Here is a 17,519-nt window from a genome sequence, read left to right as displayed (position 1 = left end):
GAAATGACGGGGACGGTCTCACACCCGCTGGACACCGCGGACGTTCCCCGGCGTCGCCGGTCGCCCCACCCCACCGGCACGACCCGACCGCCTCGTTTCGAATGGGCGGACCGGTTCCTGGCGTCCGATCCCGGCCTGAACCGACTGCAGATGGCCGTGCAGGTCGTGGTGAGCATCGCCGCCGCGCTGCTCGCCGAGCGACTGTTCGTGCAGCTGACCGGAGCCCTCCAACAGCCGCTGACCGGTGTGCCCGCCGCGCTCGCGCCCAAGGTGGCCGTGGGCAACCACGCCATGCTGGTGATGAGCATGATGGTCGGCGCGATGATCTGCCTGATGGCGACCTTCGCCGCTCCCATGGTGCCGACAGTGGGTCGGCTGTACCTCACCATCCTGCTGATGCCCGTCCCGATGATCGCCGGACTGGCCATCGGCCTGTCGACCGCCGACCACCGACCCGTGGCACTCACCCTGCTCGCGGTGATCCTGGCCGGCGGCGCCTACCTGCGACGCTTCGGCCCGTGGGGCTTCCTCGGCGGCCAATTGCTCTTCATGGGGCACTTCATGGGCTTCTTCCTGGGTGCCCAGGTCCCGTTCTCGACCCTCCGATGGCTCGCGCCCGAGGTCTGCGTCGGCGCTGTCGTCGCCGCGGTGGCGCAACTCGTGCTCTTCCACCCCAGCCGGCGTCGCACGCTGCGTCGGGTACGTCGCACCTTCGCCAGTCGGGCACGCGCGCTCGTCGACAGCGCCCTCGACGTCGTCGACGACCCCACCGAGCGCCGCGCTGTCGCGCGACTGCGCCGCCGTACGGTGAACCTCAACGAAACCGCACTGATGATCGACGCGGCACTCAGCGCCCCCGGGGCTCTGCCCGACGGTATGTCGCCCCGCCGCCTGCACCAGGTGGTGTTCGACGCCGAGCAGGCACTCAGCAACATGGCCCGATTCGCCGGCACGCTCGGACGATCCGGACTCAGCCGTGGGAACCGCGCCCTGGTGCGGACGTCGTTGATGGCGGTCGGACACCACGATCCACAGACCGCGCGACACTCCGCAACGCGGATGCTCGACCAGTTGCGCGAGCATGCATCCCGACCGCCGGCCGGGGACGAGGAACGCAACCGGCGGGTGATCCTGCACCGGTTCGCGACCAGCGTGCTCGACTGGGCAGACATCGCCGAGCGGTCGTTCGACCCGCGCCACCTCGGCGCCGAGGAAACGCCGGAGGACACCGAGTTCACCTCGCCGGTGCAGCTCATGGCCGGTTGGCTCCCCGGCTCGATCATGGTCAGCGCGAACGCCTCGCAGGAACTCGGCCCGCGTGCGATCGACCGGATCCGGCTGGCACCGAACGTGCGAGTCGCCATACAGCTCGGGGTCGCGGTCACCGGCGCGATCGTCGCCGGCAGCATCCTGTCCGAGCGCCGGTTCTACTGGGCGGTCATCGCCGCCTTCGTCACCTTCATGGGCGCCAACAACGCCGGCGAACAGGTGCGCAAGGGACTGCTGCGCGTCGTCGGCACACTGATCGGGGTCTTCGTCGGCTCGTTCCTCGCGCATGCGATCGGCCACCACACCGATCTCGCCGTGCTGACCGTGCTCGTCGCGATCGGTCTCGGCATCTACCTGATGCGGATCAGTTACGCCTTCATGGTCATCGGGATCACGGTGATGGTCTCGCAGATGTACGTCCAGCTCGGCGAGTACTCCGATGCGTTGCTGCGGCTGCGCCTGGAGGAGACCGCCATCGGCGCGGCGGTCGCGATCGCGACCGTGATCGTGGTGCTGCCCATCCGCTCGTGGCAGGTTGTTCGCGTCGCAGCGCGCGACCACGTCAATGCCGTCGCAGCGGTCGCCGACAGCGCACTGCGCAGAGCGACAGGCGACTGCGGCAACTCCGAAGTACGTTCTGCTGCAAGAGATCTCGACGCCGCACACCAAACACTGGTCGCTTCGCTGAAGCCGTTGCGCGGCCTGCCGGGTCCCGGCAGCGACATACATCGCACACTGCGGGCGTCAGCCGATGCGTCGGTGCACCGCGCCCGCATGTTGCTGAAGGAGAGCAGCCGGATCCAGGTGTCCACGACCGACTGGACGGGCGCCGACATCAGCGAGGACGTCACAGCGCTCGAGGATGCCCGCAACCACCTGATCGGCTCGATCCGCGCCATCGCCGAAGGGCTCACCGAGGACCGGCGGGCGCGTGACTACGTCTACACCCGGTCGGCGTCGCTCTTCGACACCATCGCCACGCGCCGCGCCGACGCCGACCTGATCACGCCCGCACAGATGTTGCTGCGCGACGCACAGTTGCTCGACGAGTCGATGGCGGCCTTCGCCGCCGCCGCCGACCTGCAGGTGCGTGCACTCGACACCGTCGCCGACGCAGCCACCGCCTCCAACGGCGAATGACGGCTTCTTCGTCGAGTGACGGTCGGATTCGACCGTCACTCGACGAAGAAGCCGTCATTCGCGATGGTCAGTGCTGGGTGTGGTCCCGCTGCGACAGCATCTCGGCGACCAGGAATGCCAGCTCCAGACTCTGCTGGTGGTTCAGGCGCGGGTCGCAGGCCGTCTCGTAACGCTTCTCCAGGTCGGCGTCGAGGATCTTCTCGCTGCCGCCCAGGCACTCGGTCACGTCATTGCCGGTCAGCTCCACGTGCAGCCCACCGGGCACCGTGCCGAGCTCGCGGTGCACCTCGAAGAAGCCGCGGACCTCTTCGATGATGTCGTCGAACTCACGGGTCTTGTAACCGGTCGAGGACTCGAACGTGTTGCCGTGCATCGGGTCGCAGATCCACACGGCCTTCGCGCCGGTCTCGGTGACGCGGCGAACGATCTCCGGCAGCTTGTCGCGAACGTTGCCCGCGCCCATCCGGGTGATGAACGTCAGCCGGCCCGGCTCGTGCCGCGGGTCGAGCCGCTCGATCAACGACACGACCTCGTCCGGGTCGGCCGTCGGGCCGAGCTTCACACCGATCGGGTTGTGGATGCGCGCCGCAAAATCGACGTGGGCGTGATCCAGCTGACGGGTGCGCTCGCCCACCCACAGGAAGTGACCGGAGACCGCGTAGGGGTTGCCGGTGCGGGAGTCGATCCGGGTCAGCGGCTGCTCGTAGTCCAGCAGCAGCGCCTCGTGGCTGGCGAAGAACTCGACGCCGGAGAGAGGTGTCGAGTCGAAGTCGACACCACACGCCAGCATGAACTTCATCGCACGGTCGATCTCCCGGGCGATCGACTCGTAACGCGAGTAGGCGGCGTTCGCGATGAAGCCGCGGTTCCACTCGTGCACCTGCCGCAGATCGGCGAATCCGCCTGTGGTGAAAGCGCGTACGAGGTTCAGCGTCGATGACGCCGTGTGGTACGCACGCAACAGCCGCTGCGGGTCCGGGGTCCGCGACGCCGCGTTGAACTCGAAGTCGTTGATGATGTCGCCGCGGAAGGCCGGCAACGTCTCGTCGCCCCGGGTCTCGGTGTCCTTGCTGCGCGGCTTGGCGTACTGCCCCGCGAGCCGGCCGATCTTGACCACGGGAGTGCTGGCGCCATACGTCAGGACGGCCGCCATCTGCAGGATGGTCTTGACCCGGTCCCGGATGTTGTCCGCGGTCGCCTCGGAGAAGCGCTCCGCACAGTCGCCACCCTGCAGGACGAACGCGTCGCCGACTGCGGCGGCAGCGAGTCGCGAGCGCAGCACATCACACTCGCCGGCAAAGACGAGCGGCGGTGCGGCGGCGAGCTCGGCACGGACGCGATATACCTCGTCAGAGTCCGGCCACTGCGGCTGCTGGAGCGCCGGCAGGTCCGGCCATTCGACCTGCTCGGTCAGCAGTCGGGGGGTGGGAAATGCATCAGGGGTCGTCGTGCTCACCCGCCCAAGGGTACGGGCGCCGCATGGGTGCGCCGCGCCCGGTATTGCCTACTGGAACTTGTCCTCGGCGGTGGTGTCGACCGTGACGTCGGCTGTGAGGTCGTCCCTGACAGCCGTCTTCGCGCCGGACGTCGGCTCGTCGTCGGTCTTGTCCTCGGCCTTGTCGTCCTTGTGGTGTTGGAGCCGGTCCTTGGCCTGTGTCGCCAGCGCCGCGGCACCGCCACCGATCTCCTTCGCCTTCTTGGTGATCCCGCCCTTCTTCAGGGAGGCGGCGTAGACGTCGACATACTCCTGACCGGTGAGCAGCATGATCTCGTACATCACCTCGTCGGTGATGGACCGCAGCACGAAGCGATCGTCCTCCATGCCCTCGTAACGGGAGAAGTCGATCGGCTCACCGAAACGCACGTGCGGACGCACGATCCGGCCGAACAGCTTGCCCTGGGGTGCGATGACGTCGGTGCCGATGACACCGACGGGGATGACCGGGGCGCCGGACTCCAGCGCGATGCGAGCGATGCCGGTCTTGCCCTTGAAGAGCCGGCCGTCGGGCGAGCGGGTCCCCTCCGGATAGATACCGAAGATGTCACCATCGCGCAGGATGCGCAGGCCGGTCGCGAGCGCCCCGGCGGCGGCCGAGCCACTGCTCCGGTCGATCGGAACCTGTCCGGCACCGGAGAAGAACGCCTTCTGCAGGCGGCCCTTGATGCCCGGGGTGTTGAAGTATTCGGCCTTGGCGACGAACGTCACCCGACGCGGAATCACGAGCGGCATGAAGAGCCAGTCGGCGATCGACAGGTGGTTGCTGGCCAGGATGACCGGCCCGCGCTCGGGGACGTTCTGGGCACCCTCGACCGTCGGGCGGAAGACACCCTTGAGCAGGGGGCCCAGCAGCACCCACTTCAGCAACCAATAGAACACTGCGTCTCCTTCGCACCGGGCTGGTTCCGACCGCTCGCACCCGTAACCCGATGAAGGTCACCGGCTTCGGGTGCAGGATACGGCAGGCGTCATACGCGATGCCCGAGGTGAAAGGATGTTGCCCGCAGCACCACCTCGTACACGTTGAGCGAAGGAACCACGATGGACGTAATGCCCGGCGCCGAGCCCTTTGCCCATGACGGTTCGGACGTCGGCGTGCTCGTCTGTCACGGCTTCACCGGGACCCCGCAGAGCATGTTGCCCATCGCGCAGCGATGCGCCGATGCGGGATACACGGTGCGCCTGCCCCGGCTGCCCGGCCACGGGACGACGTGGAAGGACCTCAACACCACCCGCTGGACCGACTGGTGGTCGGAGATCGACGCCGCGTATGACGAACTGCGGCAGCGCTGTGACCGCATCGTCGTCGTCGGCCTGTCGATGGGCGGCACCCTCGCGACGCTGGCGGCGCAGAGTCACCCGCACGCCATACGGGGTCTGGTGCTGATCAACCCGGCCTACACGATGAAGGACGTCCGGCTCAAGGCGTTGCCGGCGTTGCAGCACGTCGTGCCGTCGATCGCGTCGATCGCCAACGACATCAAGAAACCCGGCGCCCACGAGGTGGCCTACGACCGAACTCCGTTGCGCGCATTGCAGTCCCAGCGGGAGATGTGGGCGCAGGTCACCCGCGATCTGCCGCAGGTGACACAGCCGGTTCTGCTGCTGCACTCACCCGACGACCACGTCGTGCCGCCGGAGTGTTCGGCACTGTTGCTGGCCCGCGTGTCCAGCACGGACAAGACCGAGATCCTGCTGACCGACAGCTATCACGTCGCGACCCTCGACAACGATGCCGCGCTGATCGAGGATGAAACCATGCAGTTCATCCAGCGGGTCACCGAGCGGGCGTGAACGAGGCGCCATGACTCCCGGAGGCCGCGAGGAACCGGACGAGCAGACCGACATCGATCGCCGGTTTGCCGACATCATCTGGAACCTGGACCCCTCGTTCGTCGTACCCGACACCCCGGCGCCGATCGAACCCTCCAAGAACCATCCGCTCGACGGTCGCGCCGACGGAGCTCCGGCCGAGGACTCGCCGGATGCGGCGGACCCGGTCGACGAACCGACCCCGCAGACCGAGTCGCCCGAGGCAGCCGCGCCGTCGCCACTGGCAGACCTGCCCACGCAATGGCGTATGCCGCCGAGCGGCTCCGCGTCGCTGCTGGACGACGACGAGGCGGACACCTTCGTGCCCGCGCCGCCGCGGCCGTTGCCGAGCGGTGACGACATGGGCTTCTGGACCATGGCGGGTTGCCTGATAGGCGGTCCGGCCTGGCTGCTCTACCTGTTCTTCTTCGACCGCTACGCCCAATCCCTGTGGTGGGTGCTCGCCTGCGCGTTGTTCGTCGCGGGCGTCGTGCAACTGTTCATGCGGTCACCGAAGAACCGTGACGACCTCGACGATGACGACGACGGGGCGGTGCTCTGAGCCACCCGCGACGTTGGTGCATCAGCCGGCGAGGCTGCTGACGTCCAGGTCCACCACGATCGGCAGATGGTCGGTCGCTGCGGCCAGTTGCGCCGGATCGAGGCCCAATTCCGGTGTGACTGCTGACAACTCGGCCGAAGCGAAGATGCCGTCGATGCGTTTGTGCGGTTGTTGCGCCGAGTATGTCGGGCCGTCTGCGGACACCTCCCGCAGCTCATCGGCGAAGTAGCGCCACGTCCTGCCGGTGGGTTCCTCGTTGAGGTCGCCGCCGAGTACGACCGGATGCCCCTGGGCCGCCGCCGCACCGAGCAGCGCCTTCGCCTCGGGCAGTCGGTCGGCACCGCGCAGCGACAGGTGCGCGCTCGCCGCCACCAATGGTCGATGCCCCGGCAACCGGACGGTCGCCATACCGAAGCCACGTGGCTCGTCGAACCGCCGAACCGGCAACGGCCCGTGACACGCGGCGAGCACGTCCAGCCGCAGGCTGGTCATCAATGTGGTGCTCATCCGGAATCGCCTGCCCCCGAACCAGGTCAGGCCGACGTCGTCGGCGAAGGTCGCAATGCGGTGACCGGACACCGGATGCCGCGGAACCTCCTGCAGCAACAGGACGTCCGGCGCGATGGCACGGATCACCTCGACCAGGTCCGAGCGGCCGTCCTTCAGCGCCCGCACGTTGTATGACGCCACCCGGATCACGTGAGTGCCTCGGGTGCGACCGGACGGAGCAGCACTCATCCCGCTGCCTCCTCCGCGCCGGTCGCTGCGATGACCGCGGTGCGGGCCAGGTCCGCCGCTCCCACGAAACCGGACTCGTTGCCGAGCGCAGCCTGCACGATGCGGGCCTCGGGGCGGTACCCACGCCCGGCGAGATGCCTGCGGAACGAGTCGCGTGCCGGGTCGAGCAGCATGCTCCCGGCAGCACTCACCCCGCCGCCGATCACGAAGGCGCCGGGGTCGAACGCGTTCGCCAGGTTGGCCAGGCCGGTGCCCAGCCAGGTGCCGATCTCGGCCAGCAGTTCGGCGGCCGTGGGGTCGCCGGCGCGTGCAGCCTCGGTCACCATCGGACCGGTCAGTTCACGCGGGTCGCCACCCACGCTCGCCGCGAGGTCGTGGGCCAGTGGTGAGCCGGCGAGAACGAGCGAACGTGCCTCTCGCACCAGCGCATTGCCACTGGCGTACTGCTCCCAACAGCCACGGTTGCCGCATTCGCAGCGATGCCCACCGGGCATGACCTGCATATGTCCGAACTCCCCGGCGATGCCGAACCGACCGCGCTGGATCCGGCCGTCCACGACGATCGCGCCGCCGATCCCGGTGCCGAGATTGACCATGACGACGTGGGATTCGCCCTGCACGTTGCCGAAGCGGTACTCGGCCCAGCACGCGGCGTTCGCGTCGTTGTCGACGAAGACCGGCTTGTCCAGCCGCTGCAGCAGCGCTTCCCGCAACGGCTCGTGCCGCCAGGACAGGTGCGGCGCGAAGACCACGGTCGCCCGGTCCGCGGCGACGAATCCCGCCGCGCCGATGCCGATCGCCACGACCTCACTGGTCGTGCGCGCCCGCAGGTCCTCCACGACCTCGACAATGAGGTCCTCGACGACCTTCGGTTCGGTGGTGCGGTGCGGTGTGTTCCGTCGGACTTGGTCGATCACGGTGCCCGACGCGTCCACCAGACCGCCGGCGACCTTGGTGCCGCCGATGTCGATCCCGATCGCGAGTGAGCCGTGTGGATCCGTCACTGTGCCAACTCCCTTGCTCGTTCCGATCCCGTGTCGGTCATCGTGTCGATCGTTGTGTCAGTCGTCATCGCCGGTGACCGGCACATCCATGCCACCGTCAGCCTCCGGTGGCACCGGGTTCCCGGTGCTGCCGCTTCCCGTATCGGAGGTCCTCCGCTGTTCCGCGGCAGAGTGCAGCCCTCCGGCGACCAGGCCCAACAGGTCGGCCAATCGGTCGAGCAGGTCCGGCTGCACGGCCTGCACCAGCCCCGCCATACGGCAGACGGGGCACATGCGGCAGACCGTCTCGACGGCTGCGCCGTGTGCGCAATCGCAGCTCGGCGGGGTGGCAGCGGGCTTCGGCGCGGCGGGTTCGGCGCCGGGCCCGGAGGTGGTCTTCGAGTCGGTTGCCGCGCCCGGTGACTCTGCGTCGTCCGACGAAGTGCCCTGGGTGGCCGCGTCGGCCGCCAGCTTGCCGTTCTGTGCCCACACCGCGAACGCCTCGGCCAATCGCATGGCTTCCTCGGCGACGTCGGAAGCGCCCGATGTCGGGTTCTCGGGATCGGAAGGCTCGTCGGGTGTCACGTCAGGCTCCTGCTCGGTTCGGGCGGAATGCAACGTCAAGCATGCCGTCCCGCAGCCGAGCACCCGACGGGTGGCACCGTTGCAGGGCCGACGGCAACTCGAGCATCGACCGGTGTCCGCACGCCTTCAGAGTGAGGCTGTGACCCGCCCAGTGCAGCTTGAGCTCCCGAAAGTCACTGAGCGGCAACGGCATTCGCATGTGGTAGCCGGATCCTTCGTCCGGCTGGATCCGCAACGGCGCTTCCTCGTCGCGGTCCAGCTCGCCCTCGAGGTTGTCCTGGGCGAGTCGTGGGACACCGGGCAACACGGCGCTGTCGTCCTCGGCCAGGCCGATGACGCCACGCACGCGCACGCCACTGAGCGCGATGCCGATACCGACCCGCGCAGTCTTTCCCGGCTCTCCACCGACGACCAACGCGCCGCCGGACGCGCCACACATCGCATTCCGGATGCCGCGAGCCCGCTGCGCTGCCGACTGCAGTTGCTCCAGCAAGGCCGGCGCGGATCGTCGTCCACCGATCGCAGCGAGCAGTGGTCGGCTCGTGCGCAACCAGCCGGTGCCCAGTCGCGACAGCCGCATCAGGGTCCCCGGCAGGGTTCGGGCGATGCGCGCCATCTCGGGCGCGGACGCTCCGGCATCGATGACGACCAGGTGGTCCGTGGGCCGGTCCAGCGGGATGGACCACAGCAGTCGCAGCGCTGCGGCCGTCGCCGTGTCCCGCAACGGGTCGAGCACGTCGGGAGAACCGCCGAGTGCTTCGAGCACCTGCCGGGCACCGTCACCGCTTCGGTCCTGCTCACTGCGCCGCAGCACCGATGTATGACGGCACCGCGCGGACGCTCCGTCATACGGGTCGTCGTCCAGCACCGTGACGGACCGTCCAGCAGCGGCGTGCCGGTCCGCGATGTGTGCAGCCGTGGTCGACGCTCCGGCCCCACCCGGTCCCGCGACCAGCAGAACCCTCGGCGTCATCAGCCCTCGACGCGCTTCTTCAAGCCCTTCAAGGCGGTGTCGATGATGGTCTTCTCCGCCTTGCGACGGATCATGCCGATGACCGGAATGCTCAGGTCGACGCTGAGTTCGTAGGTGACGTTGGTGGTGTCACCGTCACCGGTGAGCCGGTAGACGCCGTCCAATGCCTTCAGGATGCTGGACTTGACGAGGTTCCAGGAGACGACCCCGGTGCCGTCCTCGGCGACGTCCCAGGTGTAGGCGAGGACGTAGGTGTCCTTGATGACACCGGCGTCGAGCGTGAGCTGGACCTCGAGCGGCCAGCCCTGCTCGTCCTCGCTGAGGACCTCCGCCTTCTTGATCTGGCCGGTCCACTCCGGGTAGCCGTCGAAGTCGGCAATCACGTCGAGGACCTCGGCGGGTGCGGCGTTGATCGAGACGGAGGACTTCGTGCTGTCAGCCATGCGGGGAGCCTACCTGCCGGTGCAGGGCGGCGGTCGGCGCGTGACGAATCAGCTGTGTGCGCCGCCCGGGGTGGTGTTCGTGGTGTCGTTCGGGGTCACCTGGGCGTGCAGGAACTGCTGGAAGGGCCTCCGCAACGCGACGGCCGACTGACCGAAAGCGGCTGCGAACTCGGCGTCTCCGCCGGTGCGGGCCGACCGCACGAACCGGGTGAACCGGTGGAGGCCGAAACGATCGACCAGGAAGGCGCACCACGCGTAGGCCTCCTGGTATGCCGCCTGCGGCGCGGTCCGGGACCGCGCGTCGGACGGCGGACCCGCGGGTGGGTGGCCTGCGCGCACAGCGGCTGCGAGCTGGGGTGTGAGTCGAGGCAACCGAAGATCGGTCGGCCGGTAGGCGGTGAACTCCGCCGAGCCCTCGACGACCCAGCGAGCGAGATGCCGGTCGCCGGCCTGATGAAGGGCGACGTGGGTGAGTTCGTGGGTCAGCACGACAAGAACGCCTTCGTCGGTGACCTGGGTGAACAGCGTCGGGGCGAGCACGACCACACCCGCAGGAGTCGTTGTCGCGGCGATCTGTGCGCCTTCTTCCACCGAGCCGCCGTGCGCTCGGAAGCCGGCCGCGTCGACCGGCACATCGATGCGCACCGGACCGGTCAGCACCGCGCTCCCCCATACAGCACGGACCCGGTCAACGGCGGATCGTGCGTCGCGTGCGACCTGTCGCAAACGCGCTTCGGGCGAGGCGCCGGACACCGTCACCTGTCCGGCACGAACGGTGTGTGTTGTGCCGGCCGATCGTGTTCCGGACGAGGACGCCCGCGCGGTCGGTGGGCGGTCCGACGAGCAGCCGGCGAGCAGGCCGACGGTCAGCACCCAGCCGACGACGCACGCCATACGGCGGGTGATCGTCTGCGGGGCCGTCCTGCTCACCCGGTCGACCGTAATGGCTTCCAGGGCTCGATCCGCGCGGTGGCCGCCACCGCTTCCTGCGCAGAGATCAGTCCGGCGGACGCGAGGGTGTCGACCGCTCGTCGCTCGTCGCTGTCCAGGCGCTGCTCGAGCGGTGCCAGTTGCAGCAGCGCCGTCACCATGCACTCGGCGCACTGCCGGTTGCGCACGGGGCAGGTATCGCAATCGATCCGCATGTCATCACCTCTTCGTTCGTGGTCGATGGATCAACCTTCGCCTCGAACGCTAGGGCGGACGTGTGACAGGACCCCGTGCGCAGCACGGACCACCGCATCGGAGAGTCGCTCCAGTGCCTCGGTCCGCAGTCGCCATGCCTGCCAGTACAACGGCACGTCGGCGACATGGTCGGGCACGACCTTCACCAGTGTCCCCTCCTTGATCCACCGCCGTGCCTGCGCAACCGGGACCATCCCCCAGCCGAGTCCGGCCGACACCGCGGATGCGAAGGACTCCGAGGACGGGACCTCGTGCAACGCGCCGGTCGCGCGAACGTCGCGGGCTCGCAACAACTCGTCCTGCAGGTCGTCCCGTTCGTTGAACCGCACCATCGGCATCGTGGTCAGGTCGACCGACCGACCGCGACGATGTCGGTCGCGCAGCTGCGGAGCGCACAACGGCAGATACCGCATGGTCCCCAGCTGTATGACGGAACACCCTTGCACCGCACCGGGATCCGAGGTGATCGCGGCGACCACTGCGCCCGACCGCAGCATGGAGCTGCTGTGTGCCTGGTCCTCGACCCGCAGACGCAGCGCGACGTCCTGCCATCCCGCGGCCGTCCGGAGCACGTCGTCGAACCACGTGGCGAGCGAGTCCGCGTTCACCGCGACCGCGAGGTCGTTGACGCCGCCGGCTCGCAGCCCGAGTTGCGCGAGTGCTTCGTCCTCGAGCGCCATCCGCTGCCTGCCCAGACGCAACAGCACCTGGCCCGCCCCCGTCGGCTTGACGGGCGAACTACGTTGCACCACAACCGCTCCCACGGACAGCTCCAATGCACGGATCCGCTGGCTGACGGCCGACGGCGTGATGGAGAGTCGCCGGGCGGCGGCCTCGAAGGTGCCCTCCTCTGCGACCGCGACCAGTGTGCGGAGCTGCTCGTCCTGCATGAAGCGATGCTAATGGTTCATCAAAAACATTCGCTTCTCTGAAGCTCGTTGCCACCGTAGGTTTGGCCCCGTCATGCTCAGTGCACTCTTCACCGGCCTACTCACCGGCCTCTCCCTCATCATCGCCATCGGGGCACAGAACGCCTTCGTGCTGCGCCAGGGACTGTCCCGCGAACACATCGGCACGGTCGTCCTCATCTGCATCGCCGGCGACGTCCTGTTGATCACCGCGGGTGTCGCCGGCGTCGGCGCCGTCGTCCAGAGCCATCCCACCGTGCTGACCGTATGTCGCTGGCTCGGCGCGGCATACCTCGTGTGGTTCGGGATCCGCTCATTGCTGGCGGCACGACGGCCCGCCGCACTCGGCACCGGCGCACCCGCAGCGCGCGGCTCCGTGGCGGTCGTAGCGCTGACGATCACCTTCCTCAACCCGCACGTCTACCTGGACACCGTGCTGATGCTGGGCAACATCGCCAACCAGCACGGCACGACGGGCCGCTGGTGGTTCGCGGTGGGTGCCTGTTTCGGCAGCATCATCTGGTTCACCCTCATCGGGTATGGCGCCCGCTACGCCGCACGCTGGATGAGCCGCCCCGCAACCTGGCGAGTGCTCGACGTACTCGTCGGCCTCACCATGCTGACCGTCGCCGCACTGCTCGTCCTGGAGTAGCGGCCGGCCCGGCGCGTCCCGGGCACGCTTGTCACACCTGCCGCATACGTTCGTCACATGGAACCTCAGCCAGCACCGACCCGGTGGCCCGAGACCCGTTGCGGTGGCAGCGAGCTCGCGGTCGACCGAACGTGCTCGGGTGGCGTCTCATGACCGCGCCCGCGGCGATCCAGTCGACGTTCGACGACCTGGGCACGCCGCTCTCCGACGTCACCTTCGTCGTGCTCGACCTGGAGACGACCGGTGGCAGCGCGACCGAATGCCAGATCACCGAGATCGGTGCGGTCAAGGTGCGCGGCGGCCGGCAACTCGGCGAGTTCCAGACGCTGGTCAATCCGGGTGAGCCGATCCCGGCGTTCATCTCGGTGCTGACCGGCATCACCAATCCGATGGTCGCCGGCGCCCCGCACATCGGCTCGGCGATGCCGGCCTTCCTCGAATTCATCGGCGACGCAGTGCTGGTCGCGCACAATGCGCGTTTCGACATCACCTTCCTGAAGGTCAATTGCGAGCGGCTGCAGCTGGATTGGCCGGGCAACACGGTGCTCGACACGGTTCATCTCGCGCGCCAGCTGGTGACTCGGGACGAGTCCCCCAACCACAAGCTCTCCTCCCTGGCCCGCGTCTTCAGCACCCGGGTCACGCCCGATCACCGGGCCCTGCACGACGCGCAGGCGACCGTCGACGTCCTGCACGGCTTGATCGAGCGGGTCGGCAACCTTGGTGTCCACACCCTCGAGGAGCTGCAGTCCTACACCTCCCGGGTCACTCCCGATCAGCGCCGCAAGCGATTCCTCGCCGACTCCCTGCCGTCGGCGCCCGGCGTCTACATCTTCAAGGACGAGCACGGCGAGCCGCTCTACATCGGCACATCGATCGACATCAAACGCCGGGTGCGCAACTACTTCACCGCCAGCGAGCAACGCACCCGGATGGCCGAGATGGTCCGGCTGGCGACATCGGTGACACCGATCGTGTGCCACACGACGCTCGAAGCCCAGGTCCGGGAGCTGCGGTTGATCGCCGAGCACAAGCCGCGCTACAACCGCCGGTCGCGTCACCCGGAGCGGGCGATGTGGCTCAAGCTGACGGCCGAGGTGTTCCCGCGGCTGTCCATCGTCCGGACCGTGCGCGACGACGGCGCGACCTACGCCGGTCCGTTCACGTCACGGTCGGTCGCCGAGCAAGCGGTCGCCGCGGTGCACGAGGTGGTGCCGCTGCGTCAGTGCACCAGCCGGCTGTCCCGCAAGGGCACCGGATCCGCCTGCGTGCTCGCCGAGATGGGGCGGTGCGGGGCACCGTGCGACGGGCGGCAGTCCCCCGACGACTACGCCGAGATCGCCGGCCGCGTGGCGCGCGCGCTGGACGGCGACGGCCACCAGGTGATCGGCGCGCTGGGTGACCGGTTGCGGACCCTGGCGGCCGACGAACGTTACGAGGACGCGGCGGTGGTCCGTGACCGGATGCTCGCACTGGTCCGCGCCGCGGCACGCACCCAACGTATGACGCCGCTCGCCACCAGCGCCGAAGTCATCGCCGCAGCGCGCACACCGGCGGGTGGCTGGGAGTTCACCTGTGTTCGTTACGGCCGGTTCGCCGGCGCGACCGTCTGCCCACCGCGCTCCGACCCGCGCGGCTACATCGCCGCATTGCGCGAGAGCGCCGAGCAGGTCGAGCAGCCCGAGGCCCCCGTCCCGGCCGCCACGCACGAGGAGACCGAGAAGATCCTGCGCTGGATGGAGCAGCCCGGTGTCCGCATCGTCGACATCGACGGGGTCTGGGTCTGTCCGGTCGGTGGGGCCGTCGGCGCACAGGAGTACCTCGACGACGCCATGAGCGACCGCGGCGACGTCGTCGGGTTCGACGACTCGACGGTGCTGCGTCGCCGGCCTGCGCGGACCGGGTCCGACAGCGGCCTCCGGGCGATCTGACCCGTGGACGCCGGCACGGCAGCGGTGCCGTCGCCGCATGGCTAGGCTGACGTCATGATTTCTGCGATCGTGATGATCAAGGCCGATGTGCACCGCATTCCTGAGGTGGCACAGGAGATTTCGGAGATCGACGGCATCGCCGAGGTCTACAGCGTGACCGGGGACGTCGACCTGATCGCGGTCGCGAAGGTCTCCCAGCACGAGGACTTCGCCGACGTCATCGCCGACCGCCTCAACAAGGTCGAGGGCGTGCGCGATTCACAGACGCACATCGCGTTCCGCACCTACTCCAGCAAGGATCTCGGCGCGGCGTTCGCCATCGGGCTGGACGACTAGCGCGGACGACTAGCGACGCGCTGCTTCGGTCGCTGCGGCCCACCTGTCGACGACCGCGGTGGCCGCGCCGGAGTCGATCGCCTGCCGCGCGCGGCCGATCCCGGCCTCGAGAGCGGCGTCCAGGTCGTCATACGCACCGAACCGGCCGGGGGCGTCGCCGCCGGCCACGACGGCGAGCGCGAGTCCGGCATTCAGCACCACGGCGTCACGCACCGCACCCGGCGCGCCGGAGAACAGGTCCCGGGCGATCGCCGCGTTGTGCGTCGCATCGCCTCCGCGCAGCGCCTCGATGCCGACGAGCGGTATGCCGTGAGCGCGCGGGTCCAGGGTGTGGGTGCTGACCTCGCCGTCGGCGACCCAGTGCACCGTCGACGTCGTGGTCACGGTGACCTCGTCCAGACCGTCATCGCCCCGCGAGATCGCGGCATTGCGGCCACGCTCGGCGAAGACGCCGGCCATCAGCGGCAGGATCGTCGGGTCCGCCACGCCGATGGACGCGAACTGCGGCGCGGCCGGGTTGGTCAGCGGACCCAGGACGTTGAACGCCGTGCGGATCCCGAGCTCGCTCCGCGTCGGCGCCGTGAACCGGAACGACGGGTGGAAGGTCTGTGCGAAGCAGAATGTGATGCCGGCGTCCTGCGCGACGGCCGCGACCTGCTCCGCAGTCAGGTCCAGCCTGATGCCCAGCGCCTCCAGGACGTCGGCCGCACCGGACTTCGAGGACGCCGCGCGATTGCCGTGCTTCACCAGGGTCACCCCGGCGCCGGCGCAGACGATCGCCGACATCGTGGAGATGTTGACCGTGTGCGCACCGTCGCCACCGGTCCCGACGATGTCCAGGATCGTGCCGGGCACCTGGATCGGCACGGCGTGCCGGATCATCTCGTCGGCCAGTCCGCGGAGTTCGCCGACGGTCTCGCCCTTGGCCCGCAGCGCCACCAGGAAACCGGCGATCTGCGATCCCGTGGCCTCGCCGGACATGATCCGGTCCATCGCCCACCCGGTCTGCGACGCGGTCAGGTCGCCGCCGTCGAGCAACGTGTTGAGCAGGACGGGCCAGGTCGTCTCCGCTGCCATCTCGCCGCGATCGCTCAGGAAGCGGCCCCGCGACGCATCAGATCGGCGATGGCCGACCCGATCGTGAGCGGGTCGATCGGGTGCGGAACGGCAGCGTCACACTGCGACCACACCGCGAGCCAGCCGTCGGAGGGTCGACCGGTGAGTACGAGCACCGGCGGACAGTCGAAGACTTCGTTCTTCAGCTGCCGGCAGAGGCCGAGCCCGCCGAGCTTCGCCGCCTCGCCGTCCAGGATGAGCAGGTCGTACTTCTCCTTGTCGACGGCCTCGACGACCGCAGCGGGCGTCGCGCACTCCCGCCAGCTGGTGATCTCGATGTCCTTGGCCGGACGGCGACCGACGCCGAGACGTACGGCGTCGCGGGTCGCGATGTCGTCGCTGTAGAGCAGGACGCTCAACTGGTGCACGGCACCCGTGACGCCCCCTGCCGGGACCACTGCGGAGGATGAGCTCATAACCCCGAATGCTACTGGTCGGGCCGGGCACGATCGACAGCAGCCGTCCGTTCATCACCACGAGATCAGCCGTATGACGGAACCGCTCCCCCTCCGTCGCCGCGATGCGAGCAGAACCACTGGCACCGAAAGGAACTCGCGCCGAAGCCGGTTCACCCCGGGCACGCGGGCCGTTCGCTGCCGCGGCGTTGCAACGAGCGACGCCGACACGGCAAACGCCTCGGGGGGTCGCTCGCGCACGCGCGCGCCGATGGGGCCATAATGGCGGACGTGGCGACCGCAACGACGGCTCATACGAGCGATTCCCGGATCCCGGCAGGACACGGCCCTGTCAGTCGACCCAACCTGACGGCAGTCGGCACCATGGTGTGGCTGGCCAGCGAGTTGATGTTCTTCGCGGGTCTCTTCGCGATGTACTTCACGATTCGCTCGGTCGCCGGCCCGCTGTGGGACGAGCGCACCAGTCACCTCGAGGTCGGATTTGCCTTCGGCAACACCGTGATCCTGGTGATCTCCTCGATCTGGTGCCAGTTCGGTGTCTTCAAGGCCGAGGCCGGCAAGGCATCGCGTGACGGCAAGCTGTGGCAGCTCGGCTCGTGGGGCATGCGCGAGTGGTACGTCCTGGCCTTCATCTTCGGCGCGATCTTCGTGTCCGGTCAGGTGCTGGAGTACTCCAACATGTTCGGCGAGGGCATCTCGCTCGACTCCGACGCCTACGGCTCGATGTTCTACATGACCACCGGGTTCCACGCGTTGCACGTGACCGGCGGTCTGATGGCGTTCCTGATGATCATCGGACGCACCTTCACCGCGAAGAAGTTCACCCACCACCAAGTCACCGGCGCGATCGTCGTGTCCTACTACTGGCACTTCGTCGACGTCGTCTGGATCGCACTGTTCGCCACGATCTACCTCCTCCAGTGACCGGCGACGCACCGTTCTGGCCCACCCATCCCTCCAACGACGACAGGA

The 17,519-nt window shown here is 68.7% G+C and carries 19 protein-coding genes; 7 read left to right on the top strand and 12 right to left on the bottom strand.

Annotation, left to right across the window (positions count from 1 at the left end; translation table 11 throughout):
* The first annotated feature begins 3 nt into the window (after nucleotides 1–3).
* Complete coding sequence (locus ACZ50J_RS08820) at nucleotides 4–2,409, top strand: FUSC family protein (RefSeq protein ID WP_464300898.1); 2,406 nt, start codon at nucleotides 4–6, stop codon at nucleotides 2,407–2,409.
* Between the two features lie 67 nt (nucleotides 2,410–2,476).
* Here the strand turns inward: ACZ50J_RS08820 and ACZ50J_RS08815 are convergent, their stop codons facing one another.
* Entirely contained in the window at nucleotides 2,477–3,865 is a 1,389-nt protein-coding gene (locus ACZ50J_RS08815; protein WP_464300897.1) for a class II 3-deoxy-7-phosphoheptulonate synthase, read from the bottom strand.
* A gap of 48 nt (nucleotides 3,866–3,913) precedes the next feature.
* Nucleotides 3,914–4,786 carry a lysophospholipid acyltransferase family protein gene (locus ACZ50J_RS08810; RefSeq protein ID WP_464300896.1) on the bottom strand — a complete coding sequence of 291 codons (873 nt, stop codon included), beginning with the start codon at nucleotides 4,784–4,786 and terminating at the stop codon, nucleotides 3,914–3,916.
* Between the two features lie 162 nt (nucleotides 4,787–4,948).
* Between ACZ50J_RS08810 and ACZ50J_RS08805 the strand changes: the two genes are divergently transcribed.
* Both ACZ50J_RS08805 and ACZ50J_RS08800 read left to right on the top strand, forming a co-directional pair.
* Nucleotides 4,949–5,701 (top strand): alpha/beta hydrolase, encoded by a 753-nt coding sequence (locus ACZ50J_RS08805; RefSeq protein WP_464300895.1) that lies wholly within the window; start codon nucleotides 4,949–4,951, stop codon nucleotides 5,699–5,701.
* Between the two features lie 10 nt (nucleotides 5,702–5,711).
* Nucleotides 5,712–6,281 (top strand): hypothetical protein, encoded by a 570-nt coding sequence (locus ACZ50J_RS08800; RefSeq protein WP_464300894.1) that lies wholly within the window; start codon nucleotides 5,712–5,714, stop codon nucleotides 6,279–6,281.
* Nucleotides 6,282–6,302: 21 nt separating this feature from the next.
* Here the strand turns inward: ACZ50J_RS08800 and ACZ50J_RS08795 are convergent, their stop codons facing one another.
* Genes ACZ50J_RS08795 through ACZ50J_RS08760 form a run of 8 tightly spaced genes read right to left on the bottom strand, consistent with a single transcriptional unit; the run spans nucleotide 6,303 to nucleotide 12,078 of the window.
* A complete protein-coding gene (locus tag ACZ50J_RS08795) occupies nucleotides 6,303–7,019 on the bottom strand; it encodes an endonuclease/exonuclease/phosphatase family protein (RefSeq protein ID WP_464300893.1) in 717 nt (238 codons plus the stop codon).
* Nucleotides 7,016–8,023 (bottom strand): ROK family glucokinase, encoded by a 1,008-nt coding sequence (locus ACZ50J_RS08790; RefSeq protein ID WP_464300892.1) that lies wholly within the window; start codon nucleotides 8,021–8,023, stop codon nucleotides 7,016–7,018. The genes ACZ50J_RS08795 and ACZ50J_RS08790 overlap by 4 nt, the downstream gene beginning before the upstream one ends.
* Nucleotides 8,024–8,080: 57 nt before the next feature.
* The gene (locus ACZ50J_RS08785; RefSeq protein WP_464300891.1) at nucleotides 8,081–8,587 is read right to left on the bottom strand and encodes a hypothetical protein; all 507 of its coding nucleotides are present in this window, start codon (nucleotides 8,585–8,587) and stop codon (nucleotides 8,081–8,083) included.
* A 1-nt stretch (nucleotide 8,588) separates the two neighbouring features.
* Nucleotides 8,589–9,560: a hypothetical protein gene (locus ACZ50J_RS08780; protein WP_464300890.1), complete on the bottom strand. Its 972-nt coding sequence runs from the start codon at nucleotides 9,558–9,560 to the stop codon at nucleotides 8,589–8,591.
* Complete coding sequence (locus ACZ50J_RS08775) at nucleotides 9,560–10,003, bottom strand: SRPBCC family protein (protein WP_464300889.1); 444 nt, start codon at nucleotides 10,001–10,003, stop codon at nucleotides 9,560–9,562. The genes ACZ50J_RS08780 and ACZ50J_RS08775 overlap by 1 nt, the downstream gene beginning before the upstream one ends.
* A 48-nt stretch (nucleotides 10,004–10,051) precedes the next feature.
* A complete protein-coding gene (locus tag ACZ50J_RS08770) occupies nucleotides 10,052–10,933 on the bottom strand; it encodes a hypothetical protein (protein WP_464300888.1) in 882 nt (293 codons plus the stop codon).
* Entirely contained in the window at nucleotides 10,930–11,148 is a 219-nt protein-coding gene (locus tag ACZ50J_RS08765; RefSeq protein ID WP_464300887.1) for a hypothetical protein, read from the bottom strand. Before ACZ50J_RS08765 ends, ACZ50J_RS08770 begins: the two co-directional genes overlap by 4 nt.
* A gap of 30 nt (nucleotides 11,149–11,178) precedes the next feature.
* Nucleotides 11,179–12,078, bottom strand: coding sequence for a LysR family transcriptional regulator ArgP (locus tag ACZ50J_RS08760; protein WP_464300886.1), 900 nt, complete (start codon nucleotides 12,076–12,078; stop codon nucleotides 11,179–11,181).
* A 73-nt stretch (nucleotides 12,079–12,151) separates the two neighbouring features.
* Here ACZ50J_RS08760 and ACZ50J_RS08755 point away from each other — a divergent pair, with 73 nt between their 5' ends.
* From ACZ50J_RS08755 to ACZ50J_RS08745, 3 genes are all read left to right on the top strand, one after another.
* Nucleotides 12,152–12,748, top strand: coding sequence for a LysE/ArgO family amino acid transporter (locus ACZ50J_RS08755; protein ID WP_464300885.1), 597 nt, complete (start codon nucleotides 12,152–12,154; stop codon nucleotides 12,746–12,748).
* A 149-nt stretch (nucleotides 12,749–12,897) separates the two neighbouring features.
* Nucleotides 12,898–14,679 (top strand): DEDD exonuclease domain-containing protein, encoded by a 1,782-nt coding sequence (locus tag ACZ50J_RS08750; protein ID WP_464300884.1) that lies wholly within the window; start codon nucleotides 12,898–12,900, stop codon nucleotides 14,677–14,679.
* A gap of 54 nt (nucleotides 14,680–14,733) precedes the next feature.
* Nucleotides 14,734–15,015, top strand: a complete 282-nt coding sequence (locus tag ACZ50J_RS08745; protein ID WP_464300883.1) for an Lrp/AsnC family transcriptional regulator — start codon at nucleotides 14,734–14,736, stop codon at nucleotides 15,013–15,015.
* Nucleotides 15,016–15,024: 9 nt separating this feature from the next.
* Here the strand turns inward: ACZ50J_RS08745 and trpD are convergent, their stop codons facing one another.
* Both trpD and ACZ50J_RS08735 read right to left on the bottom strand, forming a co-directional pair.
* Nucleotides 15,025–16,092 (bottom strand): anthranilate phosphoribosyltransferase, encoded by a 1,068-nt coding sequence (gene trpD, locus ACZ50J_RS08740; RefSeq protein ID WP_464300882.1) that lies wholly within the window; start codon nucleotides 16,090–16,092, stop codon nucleotides 15,025–15,027.
* 14 nt (nucleotides 16,093–16,106) lie between these two features.
* Nucleotides 16,107–16,547 (bottom strand): response regulator transcription factor, encoded by a 441-nt coding sequence (locus tag ACZ50J_RS08735; protein ID WP_464300881.1) that lies wholly within the window; start codon nucleotides 16,545–16,547, stop codon nucleotides 16,107–16,109.
* A gap of 261 nt (nucleotides 16,548–16,808) precedes the next feature.
* On the opposite strand from ACZ50J_RS08735, the gene ctaE reads away from it, so the two are divergent.
* Nucleotides 16,809–17,471 carry an aa3-type cytochrome oxidase subunit III gene (ctaE, locus tag ACZ50J_RS08730; protein ID WP_464300880.1) on the top strand — a complete coding sequence of 221 codons (663 nt, stop codon included), beginning with the start codon at nucleotides 16,809–16,811 and terminating at the stop codon, nucleotides 17,469–17,471.
* Nucleotides 17,472–17,519: the final 48 nt, after the last annotated feature.

The sequence above is a fragment of the Flexivirga sp. G2 genome (genome assembly GCF_055397625.1).
The sequence above is the reverse complement of the archived record's forward strand: the minus strand, read 5'-3'. Positions and strand labels throughout refer to the sequence as shown.